11 protein-coding genes are annotated in these 12233 nt (G+C 34.0%); 5 read left to right on the forward strand and 6 right to left on the reverse strand.

The window, feature by feature from the left end; genetic code table 11:
• The first annotated feature begins 125 nt into the window (after window positions 1-125).
• From V7183_RS00005 to V7183_RS00020, 4 genes are all read left to right on the forward strand, one after another.
• Window positions 126-1733: a sensor histidine kinase gene (locus V7183_RS00005; RefSeq protein WP_335358322.1), complete on the forward strand. Its 1608-nt coding sequence runs from the start codon at window positions 126-128 to the stop codon at window positions 1731-1733.
• Complete coding sequence (locus V7183_RS00010) at window positions 1730-2437, forward strand: response regulator (protein WP_335358323.1); 708 nt, start codon at window positions 1730-1732, stop codon at window positions 2435-2437. Before V7183_RS00005 ends, V7183_RS00010 begins: the two co-directional genes overlap by 4 nt.
• 121 nt (window positions 2438-2558) lie before the next feature.
• Complete coding sequence (locus V7183_RS00015) at window positions 2559-3905, forward strand: 2-hydroxycarboxylate transporter family protein (protein WP_097896578.1); 1347 nt, start codon at window positions 2559-2561, stop codon at window positions 3903-3905.
• A 68-nt stretch (window positions 3906-3973) separates the two neighbouring features.
• Window positions 3974-5179: an NAD(P)-dependent malic enzyme gene (locus tag V7183_RS00020; RefSeq protein WP_335358324.1), complete on the forward strand. Its 1206-nt coding sequence runs from the start codon at window positions 3974-3976 to the stop codon at window positions 5177-5179.
• A 335-nt stretch (window positions 5180-5514) separates the two neighbouring features.
• Here V7183_RS00020 and V7183_RS00025 read toward each other — a convergent pair whose 3' ends face one another.
• The 4 genes from V7183_RS00025 to V7183_RS00040 all read right to left on the reverse strand — a co-directional run bounded on the left by V7183_RS00025 (window position 5515) and on the right by V7183_RS00040 (window position 9121).
• Window positions 5515-6039, reverse strand: a complete 525-nt coding sequence (locus V7183_RS00025; protein ID WP_335358325.1) for a DUF4871 domain-containing protein — start codon at window positions 6037-6039, stop codon at window positions 5515-5517.
• A gap of 245 nt (window positions 6040-6284) precedes the next feature.
• The gene (locus V7183_RS00030) at window positions 6285-6797 is read right to left on the reverse strand and encodes a GNAT family N-acetyltransferase (protein ID WP_335358326.1); all 513 of its coding nucleotides are present in this window, start codon (window positions 6795-6797) and stop codon (window positions 6285-6287) included.
• A 184-nt stretch (window positions 6798-6981) separates the two neighbouring features.
• Window positions 6982-8370 (reverse strand): sensor histidine kinase, encoded by a 1389-nt coding sequence (locus V7183_RS00035; RefSeq protein WP_335358327.1) that lies wholly within the window; start codon window positions 8368-8370, stop codon window positions 6982-6984.
• Window positions 8371-8449: 79 nt separating this feature from the next.
• Window positions 8450-9121: a response regulator transcription factor gene (locus V7183_RS00040; RefSeq protein ID WP_097896568.1), complete on the reverse strand. Its 672-nt coding sequence runs from the start codon at window positions 9119-9121 to the stop codon at window positions 8450-8452.
• Between the two features lie 323 nt (window positions 9122-9444).
• Here V7183_RS00040 and V7183_RS00045 point away from each other — a divergent pair, with 323 nt between their 5' ends.
• Entirely contained in the window at window positions 9445-9567 is a 123-nt protein-coding gene (locus V7183_RS00045) for a hypothetical protein (protein WP_097896567.1), read from the forward strand.
• 939 nt (window positions 9568-10506) lie between these two features.
• Here V7183_RS00045 and V7183_RS00050 read toward each other — a convergent pair.
• Together V7183_RS00050 and fdhD are read right to left on the reverse strand one after the other, a co-directional pair.
• The gene (locus V7183_RS00050) at window positions 10507-11013 is read right to left on the reverse strand and encodes a GNAT family N-acetyltransferase (RefSeq protein ID WP_097896565.1); all 507 of its coding nucleotides are present in this window, start codon (window positions 11011-11013) and stop codon (window positions 10507-10509) included.
• 299 nt (window positions 11014-11312) lie between these two features.
• Window positions 11313-12122, reverse strand: a complete 810-nt coding sequence (fdhD, locus tag V7183_RS00055) for a formate dehydrogenase accessory sulfurtransferase FdhD (RefSeq protein ID WP_255257248.1) — start codon at window positions 12120-12122, stop codon at window positions 11313-11315.
• Window positions 12123-12233 lie beyond the last annotated feature (111 nt).

A 12233-nucleotide genomic window follows, 5' to 3' on the forward strand; every position in this document is an offset into this window, starting at 1 on the left:
CATAGCAAGGATTTAGATGGCGAAAAATTAAAATGTATTTATATATTTAAAGAAGTATTATATGTATAAAAAAATTAAGTAAAATAATTCAAGTAGTGTAGAAGAAATAGGGAGTCACTGATGGGATGAGAAATAGAAAAAGGCTATTAAGTTTATGGAAAACGATTACATTTTTAGTGTGTACTGTCGTTATACTTTCTTTACTTGTAACAGATGTTTTAATTAGTCATAACGTTGAGCGTACGACAGAAGAAAGCCAAGCCGAGAAAGCAAAAACGATTGCACATATTGTAGCAAACTCGCCAATTGTAATCGAAGGTTTAACGGGCAGAGAAGATGTCACTGAAATTCAAACGTATACGAACAGGCTATTAAAAAATACAGGTGTTCAGTTCATTGTCGTTATGGATATGAATGGAATTCGAAAGTCACATCCAGATCCAAACAAAATAGGTCAGCATTTTGTTGGAGGAGATGAAGGGATAGCTTTAAAGGGAAAAGAACATGTGTCTTTGGCTAAAGGAACTTTAGGGACTTCAATGCGAGTATTTGTACCCATCTTTTCTGAAGCGGGAGAACAAATTGGTGCAGTTGCTGTTGGAATTTCAGCTGACAATGTACAAGAAAGAGTCAAGGAAAGTAGACATATTATTTATATTGGCGTTGGTGTCGGAATATTAGTTGGGATTATAGGAGCAATATTATTAGCTAGACATATTAAGAACATTTTATTTGGCCTTGAGCCGCATGAAATTGTAAAAATTTTAGAAGAAAGAGATACGATGCTACAATCTGTAAAAGAAGGAATTATTGCCGTAGATAAAGAGGCGAGGGTTACTTTAATCAATAATGAAGCAAAACGGTTATTTAAGAAAAGCGGCCTTGAAGAAAATTTTATTGGTAAAGATGTTGAACTATATATGCCGAACTCACGTATAAAAGAAGTCTTACAAACGGGGGAAGCGCAATTACATGAAGAACAGAATATTTATGGCATTACAATTGTTACAAATCGAGTTCCTCTATATGTGAAAGGGGAAATAGTTGGTGCAATTGCGACGTTTCGTGACAAAACAGAAATTAGAAAATTAGCGGAGGAATTAACAGGTATTCGGCTGTACGCAGAAGCATTGCGAGCGCAATCCCATGAGTTTATGAATAAAATGCATGTCGTATTAGGACTTACACATATGAAACAGTATGAAGAATTACAGAAATATGTGAGTAGTATGGTATCAGAGCATCAATATGAAATCGGCGGGATTATGAGGAAAATTAAAAATCCTGTATTTGCTGGATTTTTGCTTGGTAAACTTAGTTATGCGAGAGAAAAGAATATACAGCTGATTGTAAGTGAAGATTCTTATTTGCCAGAGACAAATGATGAAAGTATTATTCATGAACTTATTACTATTGTAGGAAATTTAATTGATAATGCAGTAGATGCAGTAATGAATTGTGAAAAGAAGCAGGTCCAGGTTTTGATTCGTTATGAAGATAGATTAATAATTACAGTACAAGATACGGGAACCGGAATAGAAAAAGATAAATTAAATACAATATTCATGAAAGGATATTCCACAAAAGGAGATAATCGGGGCTATGGTTTATATCTTGTAAATGAAAGTATAAAGAGAATAGATGGGGAAATTTATTTTCATTCATTGTTAGGAAAGGGAACGACAATAACAATTGAAATACCATATAAAAGTAGGGATGATATACAAAGATGATTAAAGTTTTGATTGTGGAAGATGATCCGATGGTAGCAATGCTAAATAAGCATTATTTAGAACAAGTAGGAGGATTTGAACTTGTTCATGTAGCTCATTCTGTAAAAGAAGCGATAGGGATACTAGAAAAATCCCATGTAGAATTCATATTACTTGATATTTTTATGCCTGAAGATACAGGCTTTGAGTTGTTAATGTATGTTCGGAATCAAGAAAAGGAAATTGATATTATGATGATTTCAGCTGTACATGATATGGGAAGTATAAAAAAAGCATTGCAATATGGAGTTGTAGACTATTTAATTAAACCATTTACCTTTGAACGATTTAAAGAGGCATTAACCGCATACCGAGAGAAATTTAAATTTATGAAAGAACAACAAAAGATTAGCCAATCGGAATTAGATACACTAATTTTACAAAAAGAAAAAGTAGAACCCTACACAAATCAAGAACTTCCAAAAGGATTAACAAAGCAAACGTTGCAGTTAATATGGAACCAAATTGAATTGCTTCATGGGCAAGCTTTTACAACAGATGAAATGGCACAATTAGTGGGAATTTCAAGGGTTTCTATTCGAAAGTATGTAATGTTTTTAACTGAAATTGGAGTTTTAGAAAATGAAATGGTTTATCAACATGTAGGGAGACCGGTAAGTAAACTAAGGTGCATTGACCATAAGAAAATAGATTTGTATGTATAAGCGGCTTATATAAGCCGCTTATGCTTTTTTTAATTACAAAACTAGTTACAAAACTTACAAAAACTATTTTTCCTATTGGAAGCGTTTTAATATTGTAAATAAGAATATAAGGGGGTGCCATATGGGGATTCAAAACAATATGGAAGCGATGTCATCTGTAGAGGGAACAGAACCAAAGCAAGAATCTTTCGCTTCTAAAATAATGAATATTAAAATCGGTGTTATACCTTTACCGTTATATGTTGTACTAGCAGCGGTTATTTACGCAGCATCTGTATATAATAAGTTGCCTGCGGATATGATTGGCGGATTTGCAGTTATTATGATTATGGGTATTTTCTTAGGCGATATCGGAATGAGAATTCCAATTTTAAAGAACATTGGTGGACCAGCAATTCTTTCGTTATTTATTCCTTCATTGCTTGTGTTCTTTAACTGGATGAACCCAGCGTCAATGAATGCTGCGAATATGTTAATGAAAAAATCGAACTTTTTATATCTATACATTTCTTGTTTAGTAGTCGGAAGTGTTTTAGGAATGAACCGTAAAGTGTTAGTACAAGGGTTTATTCGTATGTTTATTCCGTTAGTTGTAGGAACACTCGCTTCAATTGCGGTTGGATTATTAGTTGGATCATTATTTGGATTTGAAATGAAGAGAACATTCTTCTTTATCATTGTACCAATTGTGAGCGGTGGTATCGGAGAAGGTATTTTACCACTTTCCTTAGCTTACAGTGAGATTTTAAATCAATCATCAGCAACATTTGTATCTCAGCTTATTCCAGCAGCGGTTATCGGAAATATGTTTGCGATTGTAGGCGCTGGATATATGAAACGATTAGGTGAGCAAAAACCAGAACTTAGCGGTAATGGTATATTAGTAAAAACAGGTAATCAAGATGACTTATTAAAAGAACAAAATACAGAAAAACCAATTGACTTCTCATTAATGGGAGCAGGTTTATTAATTGCATGTACGTTCTTTATTTTCGGTGGACTTGCTTCTAAATTTATTGGTATTCCAGGGGCAATCATTATGATCTTTTCAGCAGCACTTGTGAAATACTTTAAATTAATGCCAGCAAAAATGGAGCAAGGTGCGTATCACTTATACAAATTTATTTCAACAAACTTAACGTGGCCATTAATGGTTGGTTTAGGATTGTTATACATTCCGTTAAAAGATGTAGCAGCTGTTCTTTCAGTTGGATATGTTGCGGTGTGCGCATCAGTGGTAATAACAATGATCACGACTGGTTTTATTGTTGGGAAAGTTATGAAAATGTACCCAGTTGAGTCTGCAATTGTAACTGGATGTCACAGTGGATTAGGTGGAACAGGCGACGTTGCGATTTTATCAGCTTCAAACCGTATGGAATTAATGCCGTTTGCACAAATTTCAACGCGTTTAGGCGGAGCTGCAATGGTTGTAGCTGCAACAATTTTATTAAAAATGTTTTCATAATTTATCATCATACAAGCTAGCTATGTAAAAACGTAGCTAGCTTGTCAAATTAGGAGGAGTTTATTTATATGTTAGAAAGTCAAATTAAAGAACGTTCGTTATTGCTTCATAAAGAATTGGTAGGGAAAATTGAAATTACAAGTAAAGTAGAAGTGAATTCAGCTGATGATTTAAGTTTGACATATACACCGGGCGTAGCAGAATCTTGTAAGGCGATTGCAGCGGATGAAGAAACAGCTTATGACTATACAGCGCGCGGTAATATGGTTGCGGTTGTCTCAGATGGAACGGCAGTACTTGGATTAGGTGATATTGGACCGAAAGCAGCTATGCCTGTTATGGAAGGAAAAAGTATTTTATTTAAAAAGTTTGCGAATGTCGATGCATTCCCACTTTGTCTTGGAACGACTGATGTAGATGAAATCGTAACCATTGTTAAAAATTTAGAACCTACATTTGCAGGGATTAATTTAGAAGATATTGCAGCGCCGCGCTGTTTTGAAATTGAAAAGCGTTTAAAAGAAGAAACAAACATTCCAGTGTTCCATGATGATCAGCACGGAACAGCGATTGTTGTTTTAGCGGCAGTTATTAACGCGTTAAAAGTAGTAAATAAAACGATGGATGAAGTGAAGATTGTTATTAATGGTGCTGGTTCTGCAGGGATTGCAATTGGTAAATTGTTATTAAAAGCAGGCGCCGAGCATATTACGTTAGTAAGTTTAGAAGGTATCGTTTGTGAAGAAGAATCATGGATGAACCCTGCACAAATCGAGATTGCGAAACAAACAAATCGTGAATTTGTACGTGGAACATTAAAAGAAGCGATTGACGGTGCAGACATTTTTATCGGTGTATCTGCCCCTAACGTATTAACAAAAGAGCTTGTGAAGACAATGAATAAAAATCCAATTGTGTTTGCAATGGCAAATCCAGTACCAGAAATATTCCCAGAAGAAGCACTAGAGGCTGGAGCAGCTGTTGTTGGAACGGGACGTTCTGATTATGCAAACCAAGTGAACAATGTATTAGCATTCCCTGGTATATTCCGTGGTGCATTAGATGTACGTGCAACAGATGTCACAGAAGAAATGAAGCTAGCGGCAGCGTATGGAATCGCTAACATCATTACTGATGAAGAACGTAATGAAAACTATGTAATTCCGAATCCGCTAGATAAACGAGTTGTCCCAAGTGTTGCAGCTGCAGTAGCAAAAGCAGCAATTGAATCAGGGGTAGCGCAAATTACAAAAATGCCAAATTATGAATCATAAAAAAACAGTGCCTTCTTACAAAAGAAGGCACTGTTTTTTTGGGGAGATAAGAAATTAAAATAATAAGGAAATCGTATCTCCGTTTATTTTTTGATAATATGAATAATCATTATTTCTCGTAGCATTATTGATTCAACTCCATTGCAACTTGCTTTCCATTTGCGAAAACTTCTAACACTGCAACTACAACTTCCATTACTTTTTTCATTTCTCATCTCTCCTCAGTTTTTGTTTCAGTTCTTACTTTTAGTATAAGGGAGAGCAAAAGATGTAACTATCGAAGTAGGTGACGTAGAAATTACATTGTTGTAAGGAACAAATGAAGATTTGTCACTTTATTCTACGTTAATAACAAGTTGCTCGTAATATTTTTCATTTACATATACATTTAATAACCATAACCCAGAAGACGGTAGTGACATAAGCAGGGGCATTTCTTTTATATCAGGTTGGATTTGATTTGGTGCTGTCCAATTTTTTTCGGAATTTTCATTTAAAAAGAGTACAGGAGTTGGAGTGGTGGACCCTTGTTTTAAAGCAATAATGGAGAATTTTCCGGTTGGCATTTGCGGATCGAGAAAAAACCACATATGTTCCATTTTTTCGTTCGAAGTAAACGAGCTATCTGCAATTGCGATTTTTCCTTCGATTCCTTTTAATGGAGTTTTACCTTCTACAAATGAAGGGCTTTCTTCCCAATTCACATCTTTTAAGACGCTAAGGTGGAAAAATGAAGGTGCATTTGTTTGAGGATTTGAGGCTTCAATGATTTCTTTTTTTTGAGTTTTGGAGTCTTGTTGCATTGCTGCACATCCACTGATAAGAAAGGTGAATAGTAGCGCAGTGCCAATTTTTTTCATTTAACCACACTCCTATTTTTTATTGTTAGTGTAATTGTATTTGCTAGAAGACGGGACAATTCCTGTTAAATGATAAAAAGAGGTTGTAAGTTTAGTACGACCTCTTTTGACATTTCATATTTGTTCAGTTGTAAATGTAGGCTTTGCCGTTTTATTAGAGGTAGAGATTAAAGAGGCTATTCAATTATTATATAATGCGTGGTTTACAGCATAAAAAAATCCTCAAGTATACGAGGATTTTTTTATTATTTCTCTTGATCTAAGAATAAAACCATGTGTTCTTCATCCCAATATTGACCATTATATTTTAACGAACGTTCTTGAACACCGAATGTTTTAAAGCCCAATGATTCATAAAGCTTTTTTGCACCATCATTTCCAACAACAACATCAAGCATGACTTGCTCTATTTCTAATTTTTTTGCGAGTTCAATACATTCTTTAATAAGAGATTTTCCTGCTCCAAGTCCACGTGCTTTTGGAGATACATATACAGAACCAATCTTCGCTTTATGCTCTTGTTTTACATATGGTTTCGTTTCCAATGTTGCAACTCCAATTAGCTTATCATCTTTAAATACACCAAGTGTGTAGTTTTCATCTTGTGCTAATTTTTGTGCTTTATATTCAATTGGACATTCTTTATTAATAATATCTTCATAAGAGGAACTAAAAGCTTCCGGATTTTGTTTTAACCCTTCTACACGAAGTTCTAAGTAAATTTCGGCCTCTTGCTTTGTTAATACATGGATTTCCAATTATATCATCCTCCAAATCGTTTCCAGTTGTATTTATATTTTATATTGAAATAAAAATAATTTCAAAAGGTCAGCTTATATGAGTAGGACTTATAAGTTTTTCTGACCTTTTGTGAGCAGATATTAGTTATTCAAATAATAGTACCAGCAGTTTTATAGGGCCACTGATGATGTAGTGTATATACTATTCAAATGGTAATTCAATTATAAATTCTGTTCCAATTCCTAATTCACTTTTTACGTGAATAGATCCATGATGTAGTTCTACAATTTCTTTTGCAACAGCTAATCCAATCCCTTTACCACCTGTAGCTCTAGTTCTAGATTTATCAACTCGATAAAAGCGGTCGAAAATATGAGGAATGTCTTCTTTTGGAATACCTTCTCCTTCATCTTGTACACATATAGTAAAAGTATTCTCCTTTTTAAGCACACTGATTGTAATCATGGATTGCTCATGGGAGTGTTGATAAGCGTTATGTAATAGATTTAACATTACCTGTTCCATTCGCCGTTCATCCATATAAACTTCCAAATTACCCTTACAGTGCAATTGAATTTGCATTTCTTTTTTTGTAAGTGTTGTTTTTGTTTTTTCAATCATTTTTTCGAGAAATGGTTGAATCGATACTCTTTGCTTTTTAATAATAAATTGATGCTGCTCTAGTTGAGCAAGGTCAAATAAATCTTGCACAAGTTCTGTTATACTGTCAGTTTCATCCTCGATAATTTGTAAATATTCTTCGCGCTCTTCTTTCGATAAAGAATCCCTTTTTGCAACCTTCGCATAGCCTTTCATATAAGTAAGCGGAGTTAATAATTCATGTGCAACACTAGCAAGAAACTCATTTCGCTCTTTTTTCATATAGGTTAGTTCGCTAGATAATTCTTCAATAGTTGTCGCTAAACTACCAAGTTCATCATTGCGTTTAATGCCTAATTTAATTGGTTTATTTAACTTTAACATTCCTTCTGTTGCCCGTTTCATTTTAATGAGTGGATCGGTAATGACGCGAGAAAAGATAAAGACAGAAATTGTAGTTAAAAGAAGGGTTACGATCCCGACAATAATAAATTGATTTGTTAAACGAAGGATCATTTTTTCTAAGAAGGATGTATTTAAAAACATATGTACATATCCAGAAACGTGTCCATTAATAATAATTGGACTTGCAGTTGAAATGAATTTAGACTGTTTCCAGTCTTTCTCAGTTGTTGTTCCGTTTCTTGAAATAGATTTTATTTTGCAAGCAAGCTGTTTCTTCATATCTTCTGTTACAAGATCTGAAGCAGACAAGATTTTTCCATTGGTGTCTGTTATGACTAATGTTGTATCTGAATTAGAGTGAGATTCTATTTCAGCAACATATTCAATAACACGCGGCGCATGTCCTTTTTTCATAGATTTTTCAATAACATTACGATAACGATTTCCTTTATCTAAAAGGGAGTTTGTTTCTTCAGCGATACGCATATTAGTAAGGCTTCTGTGACAAGAGAAAAAAGCTATTGCTTCAATACATAAAGCTAATATTAAAAAGTATGTACCAATCTTGAGTGAAAGTTTGTTCATTGTTTCACCGTACCTTTATTGTATATAAAGTGAAACTTTAATCAGTGGGGGTTTTTCATTTTCCCACTGACCAAAGCAATTATTCACTTTTCCATTTATAGCCTACTTTATAGACAGTTTCTAAATATTCTTCGACAGGAAAGCCTTTCTTTCGTAATTTATCGCGAATATTTCGGATATGTGAATCAACAGTACGATATTCAATGTCTGTTTGATATCCCCATATCTTTTCGATTAAATCATCACGACTGTAAGCGCGGTTTGTGTTTTGTAAAAACAGTCCTAATAATGAAAACTCAATCGGTGTAAGTGAAATTTTCTCATCGTAAACAGTAACCGCATGCTTTGTTTTATCCCATTCAATGCCATTAAAGCTAACAAACCCATCTTTTTTTGTCCGTCGCAATACTGCTTCAATTCTTGCAACAAGTACTTGTTCATCAAATGGCTTTGTAATATAGTCATCAGCGCCCATTGTGAGTCCTTTTACCATATCGTAATTTTGATTACGGGCGGTTAGCATTATAATGGGAACATTACAAATTTGACGGATTTGGTAACATGTCTCCCATCCATCCATCTTGGGCATCATGACATCTAGCAAAATGATGTCAAAATCTTTTTGTTGAATTAGTTCAAGAGCTTCAACTCCAGACGTGGCTTTCATACAGAAATAACCACGTGGACTTAGGAATAAATCTAATAATCGCAACATGCGTTCTTCATCATCTACTAATAAAATTTTTATCATATTTTTGTGCACCCCAAAAAATTCATTCTACCTTGTATAGTTTACATGAAAATGATAAAAAACTCTGTTTATGTGATTGGATTTTTTCTACCAAAGCAATTGACATAAAAAATGCACTACTTTTGCAAAACTCTTTTTTATAATAGAACATGTAGCGACACAAAATACCCTATGTTGCGACATAACGTCATGTCATTTTATTTATAAAATGACAATTCCATTCTATTGTGTATGTGGGATAGTGAGGATTTTCGTATTCACCTCGCATCGGATAAGAAAAGTTTCCTATCTCACACTTTTTTGTTATAAAGGGGACTATACACGTGAATAAAAAAGAAGAACGTTTACAAAAAGAAAAGCAAGAGCGTAATGCTATTGTGATGTGTATTGCAGTATCTATGCTAATCATTGTGAAGTGTGCTAATAAATTTTTTGGGATTTTATAATAGATGAAAAAAGCTAGTCGTTTCTTTTGAGAAACAACTAGCTTTTTTATTTTTCCTTAACAAGAGCGCATACAGAATTCTAGTTAGGGAGGGATAACGGATCAAAAAATGATAGAAGTGTTAAACAATAAACCAAGGAAGAATTGCTAACCCAGATGTTACAATTACTGTACCACAAATTAGAAAGATAAAATGTTTATTCTGTTTCATCTCGCATTCTCCTTTAACTAGTAATTTAATTCCATTGCTACGTAAGTACAAATTGAAAAATCGACAAAACCTTTCTTTTAGATGGGAGAGAGAATCCACTCATGCATAGAAGCGGTCAGCTCCTTTTTTAGCCCCATGCCGTGTGAAACCAAAAGGATAAAACAAGTGGAGCTCTCTTTTTATTTTCATAGCCGTGATTTATATGTCGGAAAATCAAACGGGAATATATATAGGGAGAGAGAATCCACTCATGCATAGAAGCGGTCAGCTCCTTTTTTAGCCTCATGCCGTGTGAAACCAAAAGGATAAAACAAGTGGAGCTCTCTTTTTATTTTCATAGCCGTGATTTATATGTCGGAAAATCAAACTGGAATATATATAGGTGGGAGAGCGAATCCACCCATGCATAGAAGCGGTCAGCTCCTTTTTTAGCCCCATGCCAAGTGAAAACAAAGAGAGAAAATAAGTAGCGGTCACTTTTGGTTCCTCATAGCAGCGACTTATATGCTCAAAAATCAAAATGAATATATACATATTTTTCGTTTACTATTACTTCGAATACTTCCATCATTTTTTTCATCTGTTATCTCCTTATTGTCATTTCGTATTTTTAGTATAACGAAGAAGCTAAGAGAGAACGATCGATAAAGGTGACGTGAACATTACATTGTTGTAAGAAAAAAAGCACCTTTATATGAAAAAGATGCTTTTAAGGAAATCTATATAGGGTTAGTTATTTAAAAATAAAATCATATGTTCTTCATCCCAATATTGTCCGTTATGTTTTAACGCACGTTCTTGAAAACCATATGTTTGAAAGCCGAGTGATTCGTATAATTTTTTCGCAGCTTCATTTCCAACAACAACATCCAGCATGAGTTGTTCTACATGTAGTTTATGAGCATTTTCAATTATGGCGTTGATTAAAGCTCGCCCAGCCCCAAGACCACGAGCTTTTGGAGAGACATATACAGAACCGATTTTTGCTTTATGTTCTTGTTTAATGAGCGGCTTTGTTTCTAAAGTGGCAATTCCAATTAAATCGTTATCTGTAAAGACACCGATTGTATACTTATTAGGATTAGCTAAACGTTTTGCCATTGCAGCAACAGGATCTTCTTGTTTTAGCACATCTTCATAAGAGGAGCTAAAGGCTTCCGGATTCTTTATTAGGCCTTCCATACAAACTTTTAAATAAATTTTTGCATCCTCTTTTGTTAATAAACGAATTTCCATATCGGTAACCTCCTCAGTTTATCCTGCTCTATAGGAAAAGCTCCTTAAAGTAGAGATTTACAATCCATAAGAGTCGGATGGTTATATTGATAGAATACTTACTGTGTATTCACGAACATATTCTGTGCTTATTCTTTCTTAATTTGTAAAAGAATAAAAAGATATATGCGAGGGATATGTGTCCTCATTTGTTTTAGCGCTTCACTTTATGTAATGAAATTATATATTAACTTCATTAACTATTCAATAGTTAAATATATTACATTTTTATAACTAAAAATGACTCCTATGTAAAGGAGTCATTCTTCTTCGGATTGATACCCTTCAATCCGTTCTGGATGTGTATAAATATTGCAAGAGTGATTACGAATAAAACCAACAACCGTAATGCCTAAATCTTGAGCAAGTTGTAATGCTAATTTTGTTGGAGCGGATTTGGATAGCACAATTTCACAGCCAATTTTAGAAACTTTTAGTAAAATTTCAGATGAAATACGACCGCTAAAGGCGATAATTTTTCCTTTGACAGATATGTTGTTGCGTATACAATGTCCGTATATTTTATCTAATGCGTTATGCCTTCCAATATCCATTCTTGATAGGAGAATGGTATTCCGATCACACAGAGCTGTATTATGAACACCGCCTGTTTGACGAAATGTAGTAGAAGATTGTTGTAAGGTATTCATTAAATGAAAGCATTCTTCAGGAGTAATTGTTACATGTATATCATGTAAATTCTTTGCCTTCGCTGCATCATTGACAAAAATAAACCCTTGTCTACTTTTTCCGCAGCAGGAGGTAACGTATCGTTTGTTATATAAAGTTTGATAAAGTGGATTGATTTGTGTTGCTTTGATATGAACGATTCCTTGTTCTTTTTGTATCCATAATTCATCGATATGCTTATAGGAAGAAATAATCCCTTCAGAAATTAAAAAACCTATTACCATATCTTCTATATAATTTGGAGTGCATACAACTGTGACATATTCTTCACCGTTTAATTTAATCGTTATAGGAGATTCTGTAACAATTTCATCAGCTTGTTCGGAAAATACGCCAGCTTGATAACGCACCATTTTATATGTTTCTTGGACAGGATCCATACTAATTTCCCCTTTATATGTATTTTTCTCCCTATTCATCATAAAACATTGAAAAAATAAAAGCATCTGTTATCTATACATCAATTAAAAAAAGACATAAAACCCCTCTTT

The organism is Bacillus sp. JJ1127 (assembly GCF_036965845.1).
Classification (GTDB): Bacteria; Bacillota; Bacilli; order Bacillales; family Bacillaceae_G; genus Bacillus_A.

Excerpts from the sequence above, each read along its gene's own strand:
- V7183_RS00005 (WP_335358322.1), top strand. The coding sequence starts at position 126 with ATGAGAAATAGAAAAAGGCTATTAAGTTTATGGAAAACGATTACATTT.
- V7183_RS00010 (WP_335358323.1), top strand. The coding sequence starts at position 1,730 with ATGATTAAAGTTTTGATTGTGGAAGATGATCCGATGGTAGCAATGCTA.
- V7183_RS00015 (WP_097896578.1), top strand. The coding sequence starts at position 2,559 with ATGGGGATTCAAAACAATATGGAAGCGATGTCATCTGTAGAGGGAACA.
- V7183_RS00020 (WP_335358324.1), top strand. The coding sequence starts at position 3,974 with ATGTTAGAAAGTCAAATTAAAGAACGTTCGTTATTGCTTCATAAAGAA.
- V7183_RS00025 (WP_335358325.1), bottom strand. The coding sequence starts at position 6,039 with ATGAAAAAAATTGGCACTGCGCTACTATTCACCTTTCTTATCAGTGGA.
- V7183_RS00035 (WP_335358327.1), bottom strand. The coding sequence starts at position 8,370 with ATGAACAAACTTTCACTCAAGATTGGTACATACTTTTTAATATTAGCT.
- V7183_RS00040 (WP_097896568.1), bottom strand. The coding sequence starts at position 9,121 with ATGATAAAAATTTTATTAGTAGATGATGAAGAACGCATGTTGCGATTA.
- V7183_RS00050 (WP_097896565.1), bottom strand. The coding sequence starts at position 11,013 with ATGGAAATTCGTTTATTAACAAAAGAGGATGCAAAAATTTATTTAAAA.
- fdhD (WP_255257248.1), bottom strand. The coding sequence starts at position 12,122 with ATGGATCCTGTCCAAGAAACATATAAAATGGTGCGTTATCAAGCTGGC.